This is a genomic window from Pedobacter sp. MR2016-19, from assembly GCF_014947265.1.
Taxonomy (GTDB): domain Bacteria; phylum Bacteroidota; class Bacteroidia; order Sphingobacteriales; family Sphingobacteriaceae; genus Pedobacter.
This window is the reverse complement of the sequence record NZ_JADCNK010000001.1, coordinates 520,362-539,458: the sequence shown is the minus strand read 5'-3', so window position 1 is coordinate 539,458 and position 19,097 is coordinate 520,362. Positions and strand designations below refer to the sequence as shown.

13 protein-coding genes are annotated in these 19,097 nt (G+C 38.7%); 6 read left to right on the top strand and 7 right to left on the bottom strand.

What is annotated here, in order from left to right:
- Positions 1-7: 7 nt before the first annotated feature.
- Together IM793_RS02360 and IM793_RS02355 are read right to left on the bottom strand one after the other, a co-directional pair.
- Positions 8-3,145: a SusC/RagA family TonB-linked outer membrane protein gene (locus tag IM793_RS02360; RefSeq protein WP_193419551.1), complete on the bottom strand. Its 3,138-nt coding sequence runs from the start codon at positions 3,143-3,145 to the stop codon at positions 8-10.
- 105 nt (positions 3,146-3,250) lie between these two features.
- On the bottom strand, positions 3,251-4,447 hold the full coding sequence (locus IM793_RS02355) for an anhydro-N-acetylmuramic acid kinase (RefSeq protein ID WP_193419550.1): 1,197 nt from the start codon (positions 4,445-4,447) through the stop codon (positions 3,251-3,253).
- Between the two features lie 151 nt (positions 4,448-4,598).
- On the opposite strand from IM793_RS02355, the gene nagB reads away from it, so the two are divergent.
- The 4 genes from nagB to IM793_RS02335 all read left to right on the top strand — a co-directional run bounded on the left by nagB (position 4,599) and on the right by IM793_RS02335 (position 9,677).
- Positions 4,599-6,524 carry a glucosamine-6-phosphate deaminase gene (nagB, locus tag IM793_RS02350; protein WP_193419549.1) on the top strand — a complete coding sequence of 642 codons (1,926 nt, stop codon included), beginning with the start codon at positions 4,599-4,601 and terminating at the stop codon, positions 6,522-6,524.
- A 243-nt stretch (positions 6,525-6,767) separates the two neighbouring features.
- Positions 6,768-7,283 (top strand): transposase, encoded by a 516-nt coding sequence (locus IM793_RS02345; protein WP_193419548.1) that lies wholly within the window; start codon positions 6,768-6,770, stop codon positions 7,281-7,283.
- 177 nt (positions 7,284-7,460) lie between these two features.
- On the top strand, positions 7,461-8,621 hold the full coding sequence (locus IM793_RS02340; protein ID WP_193419547.1) for an acyltransferase family protein: 1,161 nt from the start codon (positions 7,461-7,463) through the stop codon (positions 8,619-8,621).
- A 36-nt stretch (positions 8,622-8,657) separates the two neighbouring features.
- Positions 8,658-9,677 (top strand): LacI family DNA-binding transcriptional regulator, encoded by a 1,020-nt coding sequence (locus IM793_RS02335; RefSeq protein WP_193419546.1) that lies wholly within the window; start codon positions 8,658-8,660, stop codon positions 9,675-9,677.
- A gap of 5 nt (positions 9,678-9,682) precedes the next feature.
- Here the strand turns inward: IM793_RS02335 and IM793_RS02330 are convergent, their stop codons facing one another.
- Positions 9,683-11,227, bottom strand: a complete 1,545-nt coding sequence (locus tag IM793_RS02330) for a glycoside hydrolase family 10 protein (RefSeq protein ID WP_193419545.1) — start codon at positions 11,225-11,227, stop codon at positions 9,683-9,685.
- A 203-nt stretch (positions 11,228-11,430) separates the two neighbouring features.
- On the opposite strand from IM793_RS02330, the gene IM793_RS02325 reads away from it, so the two are divergent.
- A complete protein-coding gene (locus tag IM793_RS02325) occupies positions 11,431-12,333 on the top strand; it encodes a hypothetical protein (RefSeq protein ID WP_193419544.1) in 903 nt (300 codons plus the stop codon).
- A 39-nt stretch (positions 12,334-12,372) separates the two neighbouring features.
- Here IM793_RS02325 and IM793_RS02320 read toward each other — a convergent pair whose 3' ends face one another.
- The 4 genes from IM793_RS02320 to IM793_RS02305 all read right to left on the bottom strand — a co-directional run bounded on the left by IM793_RS02320 (position 12,373) and on the right by IM793_RS02305 (position 18,216).
- Positions 12,373-16,104 (bottom strand): HAMP domain-containing sensor histidine kinase, encoded by a 3,732-nt coding sequence (locus tag IM793_RS02320; protein WP_193419543.1) that lies wholly within the window; start codon positions 16,102-16,104, stop codon positions 12,373-12,375.
- An 83-nt stretch (positions 16,105-16,187) separates the two neighbouring features.
- On the bottom strand, positions 16,188-17,069 hold the full coding sequence (gene fabD / locus IM793_RS02315) for an ACP S-malonyltransferase (RefSeq protein WP_193419542.1): 882 nt from the start codon (positions 17,067-17,069) through the stop codon (positions 16,188-16,190).
- An 88-nt stretch (positions 17,070-17,157) separates the two neighbouring features.
- Positions 17,158-17,793 carry a GTP cyclohydrolase I FolE gene (folE, locus tag IM793_RS02310; protein WP_193419541.1) on the bottom strand — a complete coding sequence of 212 codons (636 nt, stop codon included), beginning with the start codon at positions 17,791-17,793 and terminating at the stop codon, positions 17,158-17,160.
- 12 nt (positions 17,794-17,805) lie between these two features.
- Positions 17,806-18,216, bottom strand: a complete 411-nt coding sequence (locus IM793_RS02305) for a 6-carboxytetrahydropterin synthase (protein WP_029274209.1) — start codon at positions 18,214-18,216, stop codon at positions 17,806-17,808.
- Positions 18,217-18,406: 190 nt separating this feature from the next.
- On the opposite strand from IM793_RS02305, the gene mqnB reads away from it, so the two are divergent.
- Complete coding sequence (gene mqnB / locus IM793_RS02300) at positions 18,407-19,030, top strand: futalosine hydrolase (RefSeq protein ID WP_193419540.1); 624 nt, start codon at positions 18,407-18,409, stop codon at positions 19,028-19,030.
- The last annotated feature ends 67 nt before the right edge of the window (positions 19,031-19,097 follow it).

Sequence of the window (19,097 nt, the reverse complement as noted above, 5' to 3'; positions counted from 1 at the left end):
TTAACGATTATAATTTAACTTGTAAACCCAAACTAAAAGTCCGTGGAATCGGCACCGAACCAAAATCGATATTTCTCAGTATCGTTGATTGCCCGCCAGAATTTAGCTCAGGATCGTAACCTTTATAGTTGTCCCAGGAGATAAGGTTTCTACCGCTCACCGTTACAGTAAGGTCCCTTAGGAATTTTAGCTTGCCTATATTATAGCTCAGCGAAATCTCTCGCAGCTTAACAAAAGATCCATCATCAATCCTCCACTCCTCAATGGCATAAACTCCGGCAACATATCCCCTGGGCAACTGGCCAAGTTGCTCTTGTTCGGCTACTTTGCCATTTCCAACACCCTGGCGGGTTCTCCAATCGGCATTCCAAACGTCGCCGCCTTGTACCGCATCAAACTGTACATGCAGATTCAGTTTTTTATAGGTAAAGTCGTTTACAAACGACATGTTATAATCAGGGTTTGGATTACCGATTACTTTACGAAGCGTTGTTCCGGTAGGCAAACCATTTGCATCGCGTTGTGGAGTAAACGTAGTGGCAGAATTTTGAATACCCTTTTCTATCTGAGGAATTCCTGCTGCATTTGTTAACAGACTTCCATCCGGATTACGCGCAAAAAAGGTTCCATAGAACACGCCAATGGCTTCACCATTTATAATTGCAACAGGAGCGCCTGGATTTGTACTAAACAACCTTAAACCACCTACATCAAGTGCTGTATTTCTATTCCTGTTGAAAATAACTGAAGTGTTCCATTTAAAATTCTTCCCATCAACCGGAGTTCCATTCAACACAAGCTCAATCCCCTTGTTCCTTAGTGAGCCTATGTTATCTAATAAGCTGGAAAATCCTGTTGAAGGTGCCTGCACACTGGCAATCAATAAATCGCTTACTTTTTTATTGTACCAGTTAAATTGTAAACCTAATCTGTTTTTGAAGAAAGATAAATCTGTTCCCAGTTCCAATTCGCGCTGGCGTTCTGGTTTAACGTTTTCGTTAGCTAAAGTCGCACTCGAAAATAACGATGCTCTACCCAAAAACGATTGTGTAGAATAGGCATTAATCCTATCATATGCGCCAATACCGGTCAGGTTTCCCGATTCTCCATAAGCCGCTCTTATTTTAAATGTATCCCACCAATCAGAAACACCAAAACTTTTCCAATAATCGGCTGAAGAAAGCACATAACTTAAGCTTCCTTTCAGGTATTCCTGTGTGCGGTTATCAGCCCCGAAAACTGAAGATTGATCGACCCTTAAGGCACCCGTAACAAATAAATGATCTTTATATTTAAAATTCTGCTGGATATATCCTCCACTTACAGACAATTCAGTTCTTCCATCTACACTTGGAAGCTGTGTTGCAGCAGCATTTACCGTTTCGATTAATGGGGCTAAACCTCTGCCATTTACCAACTGGTATCTGGTTTTTTCGTATTGAAATGAATAACCAACCTGAGTGGTTGACGAAATCAGCTCTGATAATTTAGCCTGATAAGTTGCATTAAACTCATTGTTAAACTGAAAAGCATTATTGGTTGCTGCACTTGCGTAGCCATTTAATGTACCATCTAAAGCTGCACCACCACCATAAAAATCTGGATTTACGTTATACGCAAATGGTGGAATGTAGGTTGACCCGCTCTGACCAGAATTATCAACACCTAAAGTAAAATCTAAGGTTAAATTTTTTACAGGGTACAATTTCAAATTGGCATTGGCAATAATGCGGTTGGTTTCCTGACGCTGTTTAATGTCTTCTATTACCGACACAGGATTTACCCTGCCACGTTCTCCAACAGCCATTAAATTACCATTAGCGTCTCTGGCAAAAATATCATGAATGTTCCCGATAATGGTAACAGAATTCATTGGCGAAAAAAACGAATTTCCATCTGGCTTTTCATTGGCCGAACTGCGGATATAATTTAAGCCGGCACTAAATTTTGCCCATTCCGTGATTTTCTGATCGATGTTTGCCCTGAAATTATAGCGTGTAAAATCGGTGTTTTTAATAATTCCCTGATTACTGAAATAAGCTGCCGAAGTATAGTATTTTGTATTTTCATTACCACCGGAAACAGAAATCGTATTATCTGTACCTGTAGCAGATTGAAAAATGTAATCCTGGTAATTATAACGAGTGGCAGGGATTTTTTGGGTCTGCAGAAACGGAGGATCACCAACAGTCTGGATTACGTCTTGTGTAGGAAAGTTCGTAGGCGTACCAAACCTTACCGGAGATTCGTTCACCTCAACCTGTTTACGCAAATGGCTCAATGTTAAACTTGTGCTGAAATTAACCTGAGCAGCACCACTTACACCTTTTTTGGTAAAGATCTGAATTACTCCCGAATTTGCCCTCGAGCCATAAATGGCTGCAGCTGCAGCTCCGTTTAATACTTCAATACGCTCAATATCTGCCGGATTGATATCAACCATCCTATTCTGCCCAATGCTTCCAACAAAGTTTCCGCCATCATAGTTGGCTGAGGTATTGGTAACCCTGGTAGTTGAATTGTTAACGATTACACCATCGATAATGTAAAGTGGCTCTGATGATGAATTTACAGAGCTAATACCTCTTAAACGAACAGATAAGCCCCCTGCAGGATCACCAGAGTTCTGGCTGATTTGAGCACCAGCCGTTTTTCCCTGTAAAGATGAGAGTACATTTCCGCTCGGCGCTTTGTTCAGATCATCACCTTTAACGGTACTTACATAACTTCCCAGCTCTTTTCTGGTTGTTCCCTGCGATGTTCCAGTTACAATTACTTCATCCAAACCAACAGCATCGGCACTTAGGGAAGTACTTAGCTGAACCTGATCGCCTGACGCAAGATCGATCGACTGCGCCTTACTCTTGTAACCTACGTAAGAAAACTGAACCTGATATTTACCAGGGGCCAAATCTACGGCAAACGTATAAGCCCCATTAGAATTGGTACTTGTTGCTAAACTTGTATTAAGGATTTTAACTACAACGCCCGGGATAGGCTCGTTATTTGAGGCATCAGTCACTTTCCCGCTAATGGTATAGCGTTTATTCTGTGCCTGCGCCTTTTCCGTAAACAGAAGCAGCAGAAATGGGATCAACAAAATTACGAAGAATCCTGGCGACCATTTTAGGTAACTTTTTTCCATAAAATTTGGTTTTGTTAGAAGATTAGTGTTAAAAACAAATTTAACAAAATACCATATAAACCAATTTTTCAACCTGTACAAACTTATCTACAAAATTGCGACTACTTAAGCAGGCAAACTGATTTTACCCATGCAAACCGAAGGCACACCTTGCCGGTTACCAAAATTAATCGGCTCTCCACACAGCGTTTCGTTAGCCAAAACAGCAAATAAAACAGCCTCTTTTGCATCGGGATTAATATTTAAATCTTCAGTGCTTAGGAATTTGCAAAAAGGCAGCCTGGTTTGAAGAAGCTGAACAAGCAGCGGATTGTGCATGCCACCACCACTCATAAATACCCGCACCCGGGCATGCTCTCCAAAACAACGTTTTATCGCATTGGCAATGGTTTCTGCTGAAAAATGGCACAAGGTTGCCATTACATCTTCTTTGCCCAGATTTGTTGTTGAAGACTGTTCTTGTGCCTTTAGTAAATATTCCAGGTTAAATAATTCCGGCCCCGTGGTTTTAGGAAAATCTAATTCAAAAAAACTACAATTCAACAATGCAGATAACAGCTCTGGATTAACTTTACCAGCCAAAGCAACCCTGGCATTTTTATCATAAAACTGATTAAAATATTTTTGCATATATTGATCCATCAGAGTATTTCCTGGACCAACATCTGTTGAAAAAATTTCGCTGGCATCGGTACTCCCAGGCAAATAAGTGAAATTTGCTATACCACCAATATTCAACATTATCCGATCTTCACCAGCCTTCGAAAACATTAAATAATCTCCGTATACAGCCAGAGGTGCGCCCTCACCCCCCGCAGCCAAATGTTTCTGCCTAAAATCGGAAAGCGTAATAATTCCGGTTTTAATGGCAATATGGTCGCCATCACCAATCTGTAGTGTACCATTAGGATAATCGGCCAGTTTATGCAAAGATTTTGGTGCGTGAAAAATGGTTTGTCCATGACTGGCGATAAAATCAATGTCCTCGTTTTCATACCCCCATTCTTTTATGGTTTCATTGATCAATTGAGCATGAATATTTGCAATGTGCTCATTCATCAGGCACACCGATTGTAAATCGACTTCTTTTTTAGAAAATATGACCTTTATTTTTGCCCTGAAATCATCTGTATAATCCGCGGTTTTAAATTTTAAAAGGCGGATATCAGTTTCAGCACCGCTTCCCTTTACCAAACAGAGCGCAATATCCAGTCCATCCATAGAAGTTCCACTCATCAATCCGATAATTAAACGTTCTGACTTGCCTGCTTTTGAATATAATTTTTGGATCTGCCCGTTCATATCAATTTTTATCTTAAAAGATCAAACGTTTGTCTGCCCCTTTAATTGAATTTTATGTAAATACTTGCAATAAATGTAAATAACCTTTGTTAGAAATTGGGCATAACTCTCTATATTTACTGCTCCGTACATTAAAATCCATATAAAAAAAATGGCTAGATTAAATCTACTGGAGGAGACACGTTTCGAGAAATTACCTGTAAGCGTGTTCGAAAATCCAAAAATTGCTTCAATTAATGTGGCACATCGCATTGCCGAGCTCATTAAATCAAAACAAGCAAGCAACACACCTGCAGTACTGGGCTTAGCAACAGGTGTTACCCCAATTGCTGTTTATGCCGAACTGGTTAGACTGCACAAAGAAGAGGGCTTAAGTTTTAAAAACGTAATTACTTTTAACCTGGATGAATACTATCCAATGGCGCCAACCGCAGCGCAGAGTTATGTTACGTTTATGAACGAAAACCTTTTCAATCATATCGATATAGACAAAAAAAATGTTCACATTCCTGATGGTACGCTTGCACTGGAAGATATTCCTGCTTTCTGCCTGGAATACGAAAAGAAAATCGGCGATCTTGGTGGTCTTGACATCCAGATTTTAGGAATCGGCCGTACAGGTCACATCGGGTTTAATGAGCCGGGTTCTGCGCCAAATTCGGGTACCCGCTTAGTTACCTTAGATGATTTGACGCGCCGGGATGCTGCGCGTGATTTTGGCGGAAAAACCTTTGTACCAACAAAAGCCATTACCATGGGTATCGGTACAATTTTCAAAGCAAGAGAAATTATATTAATGGCCTGGAGCCGTAAAAAAGCTTCAATAATCAAAAAAGCTGTTGAAGGCGAAATTTCAGGCGAAGTTCCGGCAACATACCTTCAACTTTCTGACCATGTAGAGTTTATCCTCGATGCACCTGCTGCCTCAGAATTGACCCGTTTTGATACGCCATGGTTGGTTAAAGATTGCGTTTGGACTGATGCATTGATCCGCAAGGCAGTGATCTGGTTGGCCAACACATTAAAAAAACCGATCCTAAAATTAACGGAAGACGATTACAATAATAACGGTATGGCACAACTGGCTACTGAAAAAGGACCAGTTTACAACATCAACATCCATATCTTTAATAAATTACAACACACCATAACTGGCTGGCCGGGTGGCAAACCCAATGCTGACGATTCTCAGCGTCCGGAAAGAGCCGAACCAGCTAAGAAGAGCGTAATTATTTTTTCTCCTCACCCGGATGATGATGTGATCTCGATGGGCGGTACTTTCCTACGTCTGGTTGATCAGGGGCATGATGTACATGTAGCTTACCAAACCTCGGGTAATACTGCAGTATGGGATGACGACGCACTTCGTTTTGTGGAGTTTAATGTAGATTTCGCGGAGAAAATGGGGATGGACAATACGCACTTAAAGGATCTTTATCACAAGATGAGAGCCTTTATTGAGCAGAAAAAACCAAACCAGATTGATACACCAGAGATCCAAACGGTTAAAGGACTCATTAGAAAAGGTGAAGCTATTGCCGGTGCAAGATATTGCGGTTTAGAAGATGACCACATTCATTTCCAGGCACTTCCTTTCTACGAAAGCGGTAAGGTTCAGAAAAACCCGGTAACTGATGCTGACATCGAACTTACAATAGCCCTATTGCAACAAGTTAAACCTCAACAGGTTTATGCTGCGGGCGATTTTGAAGATCCTCATGGAACGCACATCGTTTGTTTCAAAATTATTTTAGAAGCATTAAAACGATTACGCAAAACTGAAGCCTGGGCGCAAGATTGCTGGTTATGGATGTACCGTGGTGCATGGCATGAATTTGAAACTTATGAAATCGAAATGGCGGTTCCAATTTCTCCACAAGAGCTTGAACGCAAGAAATATGCAATTTTCAAACACCAGAGTCAGAAAGACCGGGCGGTTTTCCCTGGCGATGATTCAAGAGAGTTCTGGCAACGGGCAGAAGATCGTAATCGTGAAACGGCAAAGGCTTATGACGAACTTGGACTTGCAGAATACGAAGCTATTGAAGCTTTTGTTCGCTGGAAATTTGAAGAATAGTTTAAAAATAAACACCAATCCTGCTTTGTTCGTTCAAAGCAGGATTTTTTTTACCCAACCTGCGAAGTCTAAAAAGGCCAAGGTTGCAGAAAGACTTCGCAGGTTTAATGAAAAACTTACGAAACTACTCTACCACAATATCTTAGATAAATTTAGTAAGTAATTACACGCGTTATTTTCAAAATAAATATCTATCTTTCTATCTGATTAGTCATCCCTAATTAATTATTCAATCAATTAGAAATGAAAATAGAGGAAGGCGGCTGTTACCACATTTACAACAGGGGAAACAACAAGGGTAAAATCTTTTTTGAAGAAGGAAATTACATTTTCTTTTTAAAGCAATTTAAAAATTATGTCTTACCCTCCGTTGATGTATTTGCTTATTGTTTAATGCCAAACCATTTTCACTTTTTTATCAGGGTAAATGATGAGGTGAATTATGAAAAGGGAATTAAAAACATGCTTATTTCTTATACCAAGGCAATAAATCAAAGCTATAACAGGATTGGGAGCTTATGGCAAGGGCGGTATAAATCGAAGAAGGTTGATTCTGAGACTTACTATACTCGGATCGTTATTTACATACACCAAAACCCATTAACTTCAGGATTGGTAAAAAAAATGGAAGATTATACCTATTCTTCTTTCAGCTCATATTTATCAGACGAACCAAGTTCAATCTGTAAATCCGAAGTTTTAGAATGGTTTGGTGGCTTAGCAGGCTTTACTACTGATCATACGGTTAACGAAAAGTAAGTTTTTGCTTTGACTCAATTTCCGAAGTCTTGATGGCTGAGCGCTGCACGACTTCGGAAGTTTTTCTATAGACTTACGAAGTTAGCCTGTCGCTACTGTCCACCTAAACTTCGTAAGTAATTTCTCATTCTAAAAACAATACTCTAAATTAGTTTGCTGAACCCAAATAAGCGAATCATGACCGAACCTAAACAACGATTGCTATCGCTGGATTTTTTTAGAGGATTAACCGTAGCCGCGATGATCTTAGTGAATAATCCGGGCAATTGGGGCCATATTTATGCGCCTTTAGAGCATGCAGAATGGAACGGATGTACGCCTACTGATTTGATTTTCCCATTCTTTTTATGGATTGTTGGCGTTTCTATTGCCTTTGCCATGAGCAGTAGTAAAGCAGATCCATCTACACATCAAAAAACAATGATTAAAGCCATTAAACGTGGTATTATACTTTATTTACTTGGTTTTTTCCTCGCTATATTCGGAAAGATTATCAGTGCAATTATGGATAACAGATCCATCTGGGAAGCATTTCAAACCGTTAGATTGTTGGGCGTTTTGCAAAGGATAGGCATTGTTTTCATCATTAGCAGCATCATTTTTATTAAGGTTTCCAACAAAACCATATTTAAAACATTAATTGTAATACTCGCCGTTTACTGGGCACTAATGACCTTTATACCTGTTCCTGGAATTGGGTACCCTAACCTGGAAAAAGAAACCAATTTAGCAGCCTGGATAGACCGCGGAATTTTAACAGAGGCACATACCTGGGCTTCATCAAAAACCTGGGACCCGGAGGGAATTTTGAGCACGTTACCAGCGATAGGAACCTGTTTATTTGGTATTCTCGTTGGCGTTTGGATGCGCAGAAAAGATGTAGACCATCCAACTAAAGTGGCCTGGTTATTTACCACGGGGATTGCGGCAGTTGTTTTAGGCTTACTTTGGGACCTGCAGTTCCCGATTAACAAAGCGTTATGGACAAGCTCTTATGTGTTATATGCCGGTGGCCTGGCTTCCATAGGGTTGGCGCTCTGCTACTGGATCATTGATGTGCAGGGCTACAAAAAATTTACCACTCCCTTTGTTGTATATGGCGTAAATGCCATTACTGTTTTCTTTCTGGCTGGATTAATGCCAAGAGTGTTAAACCTGATTCAGATTACTCAATCAGATGGCACCAAAACAGGATTATTGGTTGTGTTCTACGAAACCTGTTATACGCCATTTTTCAGCCCCATAAATGCTTCTTTGGTTTGGGCCATAACCTATGTATTGGGTTTTTATGTATTATTATATTTTATGTACAAAAAAAACATTATTATTAAGGTTTAGTAAAAAAACGCTATAATTGATTGTCCCTCTCTTCAATTGAAAAAGAAAACTACCATATATGATATCGCCAAGGCGCTCAATATTACAGTATCAACTGTTTCCAGGGCGCTTAGTGGCTTTCCGGCAATAAGTGATACCACCAGAAAGGCTGTTGTTGAAATGGCTAAAAAATTAAACTATAGCCCAAATAAACTCGCATCAGCACTAAAATCCGGTAAAACCCATATCATTGGTGTAATTGTGCCAAGCGTACAGGCACATTTCTTTGCATCTATTATCCATTGCATAGAAGATGGCCTGAAAGACAGTGGCTACCGCGTAATTATCTATCAATCTAATGAATCAGTTGAGAATGAAATTAATGGTGTAAGAACCTTACTGGAAGCACAGGTAGATGGCATTATGGCTTCAATGTCTTTAGAAACGGAAGACATTTCGCACTTTGGCGAAATTATTAAGCAGAATAAGCCCCTGATATTATTTGACCGTGTAAATATAGATTTAAAAGTTCCGACCATCACCCTTGACGATTTTAAGGCAGGCTATATTGCTACAAAACACTTAATCGATCAAGGTTACCAAAAAATTGCATTTGTAACCACTGTTCACCAGATTAAAATATTTAACGACCGGCTGGAAGGCTACAAAGCAGCCTTAGCAGACCATAATCTTCCGCTAATAGAAGACCATATTATTTTTGGTGGTCTATCCATCAAAGACGGCCGGTTTGGTGCAGGCAAGTTAATGCGCAGCCGCAATAAACCCGATGCTATTATCGCCGGCGATGATTTTACGGCGCTGGGTGTAATTAAAAAATTAAAAGAGATCGACGAAACACCACCTCAGGTTGGTGTAATTGGTTTTGCCAATGAAGCATTCTCCGCATACATCACTCCTAACCTATCAACAATTGACCAGCATGCCTCGCAAATGGGCCAGGAGTGTGCTAAAATGTTTCTGAAAATGATTAATCAGGAGAACCCGTATGCCAATATGGAGCATATTGTACTCGATCCGGCTGTTGTAGAAAGAGAATCGACCAACAAGAAGATTTAAACATATTATTCCTTTGCTAGAGGAATTTCAACTCCAATAGGCCCGCTAGGCTCACTTTCATTTTTTAATCGATCTAATGCCGTTACGAGATAGCTGTACCGTTTTCCACTTTCTACACTGGTATCAATGAATGAAAGATAATCTTCAAAGCTTATTTTAACAATGTTCTTAGGGTCAAGTATCGAAATTTTTTCTCCTTCATTAAATCGGTAAACTACAAATCCCGAAGCCGTTTCCCCATCTTTAGCCTTTAACGGAAGCTGCCATTTTAAATGTACACCATCTTTTAGTGCATCAGCTGTTAATGCCTGAGGCTCGTTTGGCGGCACCTCATCCAGCCATGGCATTTGCGGTGGCAGAGCAGGGTATTTATAAAGATCGTTCTTTAGCGAATCGCCAACTGCCTTTGCAACCGTACTTAATGATTTAGAACTAAAAAATACACTCCCCTGAATTCGGTTATTATCTCTCAGGTATCTGATCTGTCTGGGTATTTCGCTCAGGTTTTTCCAGGCGGCTTCAGCCCGCGAATTTACCAGGTAAGCACCCTGCCCAATGTAAACATGCCTGCCAAAGTTATTATTGCTCCACCAATCAACCAAAACCCCATAAGGCGCCACTCTTCTGGTAAACGTAAAATAAATTTGAGGATTAATGTAATCTACCCAGCCTTCTCTCACCCATTTACGGCTATCGGCAAAAAGCTCGGCATAATTAGATAAACCACTGGTGGCAGAACCTTCGGGATCTTCGTATTTATTTTTCCAGATCCCAAACGGACTAATCCCAAACTTTACCCACTTTTTATAGTGGTGGATACTATCATCAAGCTGCTTGATGAGCAGGTCGACATTGTTGCGCCTCCAATCTTTTATATCGGAAAAATTATTAGGGTATTTGTAAAAAGTATTCCCATCATTAATCGTTTGCCCCTCTAATTTATAGGGGTAAAAATAATCGTCGAAGTGAATACCATCAATATCATATCCCTTCACCACATCTAAAATTACCTGAACAATATATTCCCTCACATCCGGAATACCCGGATCAAACTGTTTTTTACCTCCATAGGTAAAAAACCAATCGGGATGTTTACGATAAGCATGATTTTCGCTTAACACAGTCGAGCTACTCATACTGGCTCGATAAGGGTTAAACCAGGCATGGAGTTCCATTCCCCTGAAGTGGGCTTCTTTAATGGCAAAAGCCAAAGGATCATAACCAGGAGCTGGCGCCAAACCCTGTTTCCCCATCAGCCATTGGCTCCAGGGTTCTCTGGATTTTGCATAAAATGCATCGGCTGCGGGCCTAACCTGCAAAATAATGGCATTCATCCCCTGGCTTTTATGTCTTTCTAAGATCCCGATCAGTTCCTGCTTTTGTTGATCAATACTTAAACCCGGCCTCGATGGCCAGTCAATATTGGTTACAGTTGCCACCCAAACACCTCTAAACTCCCTTTTTGGTGCAATTTTTGCTAAAGGTTGTGCATTTAATATATAAGGTAGTACAGTTAAGGATAAAAGTGCGTATAGGAAGTTTTTAAGCATTATTTGTGTCTTATTTTTTATTCAGGTTGTGTGTTTGTGTAAATTTGAATACAAATGAACACTAGCAAGTAAACGATTTTTTTTAAAAACTCTTATAAGTTTATTAAAAATTTTAATTTGCGCCCTGCTAAAATTAATTGTGTACCCCATTTACCTATGGAGAGCAAAAGTATATTAATTTACAGAAGATACAGCGTTATTAAATGGAACCACAAAAGATTAATAAGGGTGATAGAAACAAAATTTACTTCCTGGTCATCGTTATTGCTGCTTTAATAGGCACAAATGCTTACTTGTTTTTTAAAGATCGAAAGCAAAGTGAAAAATTTGTTACCGTTAGTGCAGAGAAGGACAAACTAAGACTTGAGGTAGAAAAGATTGAGGTTGAGTTGGATAAGGTTAATGCATTGAACCTTGATTTAAATGATAAGCTTGTTGAAGAACAGAAACTTGCCAGGGTAAAAATTGAAGAACTTAAAGCGGCTTTAGCAAAAAACCAGATCACCCAAGCCGAAATTGACAAAGCAAATGCACAAATTAATGAGCTGAAAACATTTGTAAAGAACTACAATGATCAGATTATTCAGTTACAGAAAGACAATATTTTTCTAAAAAACAGTCGCGATAGCTTACAGAATACGCTGAGAAACATCAGCAACAGGGCATCGAACTTAGAGAACGAAAACTCGAATTTAAATGCGAAAGTTAAAACTGCCGCAGCATTAAAGCTACAATCGGCCGAAATTATTGCTTTCAGAACAAAATCAAGCGGCAAAAAAGTCGAAGTGAGCAAATCGTCTACAGCAGAGAAATTAAGCGTGCGCTTTAACGTTGTGCCGAATCATTTAGCAGAAAAAGGACATCATAACATTTACCTTCGGGTATTTGATCCGGCAGGGAATCTGCTTGCAGACGAGGGAAACCATTTTGAGGCTGACGGGCAGGACATGCAGTTTAGCCATTCTATTTTTATCGACTACAATAACGATGACAGCACCTATGTTATCGACTGGGCAAACCCAAAGCCATTTATAAAGGGCATATATACCGTAATTTTATATGCTGATGGCAATACCATGGGGAAGGCTCAAGTGGAGTTGAGATAATACACTCCATCTGATTGATTAACCATATTTATCTTTAATTTAAGCTAAAGGAAAGTTCAGATAGAACGTTGTTCCTAGGCCACTTACTGAAGTAAACTTAACGGAACCGCCAGCATTTTCTACAGCCTGCTTAACAAAAGCCAAACCTAAACCTGTACCCGATGTTTTCGTAGTGAAGTTAGGTACAAATATTTTATCATGCAGAGCTGGTGGTATACCTTTTCCATTATCCTTTATTTCTATATATGCATTTTTCGCATCTACATATACAACAATGGTAATACAGCATAAGGTTTCTTCATCTATAGCTTCTATTGCGTTTTTAAGCAGGTTATTAAACGTCCTCAAAAGCTGATCGTGATCAGCCATGATTTCGATATCTTTGTCGCTTTTGTTGAGCACATCGATAGTGACGTTTTCGGCGCTTTTAAACACTTCTCTTGCCTGCTCAATAATGGGAAGTAAAGAAAGCCGCTCCAGCTTGGTATCAGGCATTTTGGCAAAATTAGAAAATTCAGATGCGATTTTCGAAAGGCTATCAATCTGTTCTATAAATGATTTACTAAACTTATTAAATTTAAGTTCGAAGTTTGGATCCTTCTCCTTCCACGACTTCTCTAGCAATTGAACACCTAATTTTAAAGGCGTTAGCGGATTCTTGATTTCGTGAGCAACTTGTTTTGCCATTTCTCGCCAGGCACTCTCCCTTTCCGATCGGGCCAGTTTGATTGCACTATCTTCCAAGGCCGAAATCATATGGTTATATTCCTTAATTAAAGAGCCGATCTCATCATGCCTGCGCCATACAATAGGTTCGTTCTTCTGCCCTATTTTAGTTTTACTGATACTTTCCTGAATAAAAGTTAAGGGATTGGTAATCTGATTGGCCAAAAACACAGCCAATACCCCAATAGCCACAAATACTAGTGCGTAAAGATTAATCAGGTTACTTACAAAAAGTGCAAGTTTATCACTATACTCCTCTTCGTTAGAATAGTTCGGCAAACCAATATAAGCTATTGTTTTGTTCTGCGCATTCCTGATGGGGGCATATGCAGCAGCATAAATTAAATTCCCAATATTCTCTTTAGGATTAATGTATTCTGAACGGTGTAAACCACTTAAAGAAAAGAAGGCTTTAGGTCCCATTTTTTTACCGATAATTTTATAATTATAGAGCTTGGGATAGGTCGTCATGATCAGATTACCACTCAGGTCATATAAATTTAAATCGGCATTATTGATATCGGCAAAATTGTTAAAATCTGCTGCAGCATTCTCATCGTTTTCAATAATGCCACTACTAAAAACCTGCTTTTCGAAATTCTGCTGAACCTTCCTTATTTTATCCTTTAATATCGCATCTTGCTGCCCACGATACTCATTGTTCATATAATAGTAAGTTCCCCAACCTACAATAACCAGCGTTGCCACTACAGCCAATACAATAGATACCTGGATTCTGGTTTTATACAAAATCTTGTTGGCATTGATCATTAAAGATCTGTTAATACTGAACCAGCCTACTTTATCATCATCAAGGTTTTTAATTAACCATATTAACCCATAAAGTAACATGGAGAAGATAATAAATATCAGAAAGAAAAACGACAGCGCGGCCAAACGTTCTACATAATCCACCTTCTCTTTACTAATCACAACCATCTTGCTATCAGTAGGCTTGTAAATTAAATGGCTGTAATGAAGTTCATCATCATTACTGATTATAAAATCGTCCTTTTTACCTTTAAACGTGCTTCCATCTAAAGGATATGTATAATTTCCAGACTGATTAAGCAATTTATTATTGCTGTACAAGGCGATGGAATAACCTTTAAAATCTTCGTCTTTAATGAATTTTTGATCTCCCAGGAGATCGGGCAGCCGATTATTATAATTATATGGCTTCGACCGGAGTTCGATAACAATTGTGCCCAATAAACTGCCACTGTTTACAACCGAAATGATCCCAAAGTAATCCTGATAACCAAATGTATTGTTTACCTGATAAAAAAAGTTAGATCCATCGATTTTAACAGAGCCAGCTTCTACCAGGTTTTTATACTTATTAATGGGCGGCGTATCAGAATTTTCTATTGCAGCCCCCGTTTTATCATAGGGATAAATCTGATAATCGTATCGGTTTAAATAGCCGTCCAAGTAATCTTTAATATGATTTTTGAGTACCGCATAACCACCCTTCCGGTTTTGACTAAAATAGCTTGTTAGAAAACTATCTTTAACAATTTCATCGCCTAAAGTACCTAAAGCAACAATTGCATTCGGATCTTCTGACGATTGCACTTTTCTGGCCAAAGGCTCGCGCAAACTTCTTTCTTTAATATCTTTATACTTGGTGTACTTAATAGAAGTGTTAAAAGCCAGACAGAAAAATACAATGGCAAACATGCCGATTGAAAAGTTTTTTTCTTTTAAATAAACTGCCCTTGCTACTATAAATAACACTAGCGCAAAAACGATAAAAAAGGCATTAAAATCTACCACTAACTTGTAAATAAAAACGCCGGCAAAGCCGATGAGGAAAATAATAACCCGCTCTTTATTGCTCACATTTAATTGACTGCTTATCGTTGCCGAGACAGCTGTTATGAGGTAAATCTGAAACCAGGCTAAACATAAAATTACAATCCCTACCCAGCTGGTTCCGCTGAGTTTAAGGATATTAATGATATCGAAATTAATTTTTGAGTTAAAAATCAATCCGAAGAAAATATCATCGGTATCCCAAACAATCCGGCCTATAAACACCATTAATCCGGCCTGAATAACAATTCCAATTATTTTACTCCGCTTAATCCATTCCGGAAACTTATATTGTTCCTTGTGGTTATACATAAACAAGAGCAACCAGGTGAGTGCGATGACGTTCAACAGGAAATCGCCTAACGAAGGCATCAGGAAATTATCTGCATATATTCTTGGATCAAATAGATCTAAGTTAAACCTGTGATTAAACCAACCGTAATATAAATCTGTTAACCTAAAGGCTAAGAAGAAAAACAACAGTAAAAAAGTACCCCAGGCAATATGTCCACGCCTGGCAATAAACGAACTTAAAGAGTTAAAAAACATGCAGATGCATAACATACCTGCAATAAACAGCCATAATTGCGTACCAGAATAATGGGTTTCTGCATATCCTGGCTTTACTTTTAGCCCGAATAAAAATTTATTTTCGAGGTTTTTTATTACATAAACATCCTTGTCTGTAAAAGAGGCAAATGTTAGTATTTTTGTTTTGGATAAAACAGGATCAATATTATTCTTAAAATACTTTGTTTCCTTAAACGGATATTGAGATTGAATAGTGATTAGGAAAATAAGGCTGAAATTTCCCTGGGTACTTTTAATCACCTCGTACCAGCCATTATAAAAAAACAGTACCGAACTGCCTTCTTTTATGGTAGTTGGGTCTATTTCGGAAACCTTATAACTACTCCAGAACTTAAGCTGATTATTTTGAAAGGTTAATAGATTTATTCCATTATTCTCGCGAAAAGATGTAATAAAATCAATTGCATTTTTAGGATTCAGATGAAACTGTTTGGCTTTGGCAACTTCCTGCTTATTGGCCAAAAATGTTTGTACAGCTTTCTCTTTGATTAAAATCTTCTGTTGAATTTCTTCTGCATCGTGTTCTAACAGCTCACCCCTGGTGGTAAACCTGCTTAGCGAAATAGAAGTTACCATGAGGCAACAGCCCAAAACAAGCAATAGAAATCTTATTTTTACACCAAAGCTCATTTTCATCTACGGATAAAGATATTAAATATTGATAAAAAATAACGCCATAAACAGTTAAGTTTATGGCGTTCATATTCTATTTGAATAAATTAAGCTATCGCAGCACTACTTGTCTGTACTTCGCGGCTTACTTTTTTAACCAATCCCTGCAATACATTGCCCGGACCAACTTCAACAAATTCAGTTGCACCATCAGCAAGCATGTTACCTACTGTCTGTGTCCAACGCACAGCACCGGTTAATTGTTTAATTAAATTAGCTTTTATTTCAGCTGGATCTGTATAGGGCTTAGCATCAACATTTTGATAAACAGGACAAATTGGTGATGCAATATTGGTAGCTTCAATAGCCGCCTGTAATTCGATTTTTGCCGGCTCCATTAAAGGAGAGTGAAAAGCACCGCCTACGTTTAATTTTAATGCTCTTTTTGCTCCGGCTTCAGTTAATTTGGCACAGGCAAGATCAATACCTTCTATACTGCCCGAAATTACCAATTGCCCGGGGCAGTTGTAGTTTGCAGGTACCACTACTGCATCAATTTCGGCACAGATTTTTTCAACCACATCATCAGCTAAACCTAAAATAGCTGCCATGGTTGATGGCTGTGCCTCACATGCTTTTTGCATGGCATTTGCACGGGCAATAACCAGTTTTAATCCATCTTCAAAGCTTAATGCATTTGCAGCCACTAAAGCAGAAAATTCGCCTAAAGAGTGACCAGCAACCATATCTGGTTTAAAATCATCGCCTAACACTTTGGCTAATATCACCGAATGCAAAAAGATCGCTGGCTGTGTTACATTGGTTTGCTTAAGCTCTTCATCTGTTCCGCTAAACATAATATCGCTAATGCGGAAACCGATAATTTCATTGGCTTGTTCAAATAATACTGCGGCTTTGGGATTTTCGTAAAGATCTTTACCCATACCTACAAACTGCGCTCCCTGTCCGGGAAAAATATATGCTTTCATTATAATTTGTTTGGCGTATCGCGGTTGGCGCTTAGCGTTTTTTATCTAGGCGCTCATCATGATACTTAATACTTTCTACTAAATACTATTAATCTAAACTTGCAGTAATCAACCTCAAAAACTCAGACCTTGTTTTATCGTTACTTAAAAAAGTTCCTGTAAAGGCAGATGTTGTGGTTACCGAATTTTGCTTTTGTACGCCACGCATAGACATACATAAGTGCCTGCACTCAATCACCACTGCAACGCCCATGGGGCTAAGGGTATTTTGGATACAATCTCTAATCTCGTTCGTTAAACGTTCCTGTACCTGTAAACGGCGGGCAAAAGCATCAACTACACGAGGAATTTTACTTAACCCCACAATGTGTCCATTAGGAATATAAGCAATATGTGCTTTGCCGAAGAATGGCAACATGTGGTGTTCGCACATCGAATACACTTCAATATCTTTAACCACCACCATTTGGCTGTAATCCTCTTCAAACATGGCTGATCTAAGGATTTCATCAGGCTTTAAATCGTATCCATGTGTTAAATATTGCAGCGCTTTAGCCACACGTTCAGGCGTTTTTAATAAACCTTCGCGTTCCGGATTTTCGCCCAACTGGCCAAGAATATCTTTATAATGTGTAGCTACAGCTTCAATTTTATCTTCATTGTAACGGTCTATTTTCACATAACCGTCTTTTGATTCGCCTTTTAATACGTCTTTATTGCTCATTAATTTAGGTTTTTAACCAAAGTACTCAACAAAATTATTTTCGGTTTCGTAGATTTTTACGCAATGTAAAACCGCACCGCTCTCTGCAATCGGAGCCCAAAGTTGTTTCCAGATTTCAATGGCCAGGTTTTCGGTCGAAGCCAGTTTGCCTTTCATAAAATCTACATCAAGATTTAAATTTTTATGATCAACTTTATCTACCACATAATCGTTCATTACGTCTTTCAGCCATTTCAAATCAACCAGAAAACCTGTCTCCGGATTCACTTCGCCTTTAACGGTAACATATAACCAATAGTTATGGCCATGCCAGTTTGGGTTGGCACATTTACCATAAACTTCATTATTTTTATCATCATCCCAATCGGTACGGGCCAATTTGTGCGCCGCATTAAATGATGCTTTTCTCGTTATGTAAATCATTACTATAAAATAAAATGCAAATATACGGATAAAATGGATGATGGAAGAGGGATAATGGATGATGTAAATATACCCCCACCCGTATTCCATTTTACACCAGGTTGCTTTTTTCTTTCCTTTGATTATACTGATCTCCCTTCCATATTCCATCCCACATCTTACATTCCTCCTATTTCCTTAACTTTACTTTATGAAAACTTTAATTGTTGCTGCTACAAAAGCCGAACTTACTTTCTTTTACCAGCATTTTAATTTACCAGACGCAGATTTTGTGGAAAGTAAAAATTTCGATTTGCTGATTACCGGAGTTGGGATGGTAGCAACAGCCTTTGCCTTGGGTAAACATCTTTCATCAAAATATAGCCTTGTGGTAAATTTCGGGATTGCCGGAAGCTTCAACCGGGATATTGCCTTAGGTACAGTATTAAATATTACTGAAGATACTTTTGCTGAACTGGGCGCTGAAAATGGAGATGAATTTTTAACCATAAGCGATTTAGGTTTTGGGGAGAACCATTATTCTCCGAAGACACAAAAAAGCCTTAACCTACCTATAGCTAAAGGCATAACTATGAACTGTGTAACGGGAAGCGAAAAAAGCATCAAAAATTTAATCAAGAGGTTAAATCCAACTACCGAAAGTATGGAAGGTGCTGCTGTTTTTTATGCCGGTAAACAATTAAATATAGATTGTTTACAGATCAGAAGTATATCGAATTATGTAGAACCGAGAAATAAAGACAATTGGAAAATTGGTTTGGCCATTAAAAACTTAAACGATTGGGCCATCGCTTTTGTTGGAGAAATGAACTGATTATGACTTATTAGTTTACTACAGTACTTAATTTTGATTTATGAACCCGACACAATTAAAATAATTA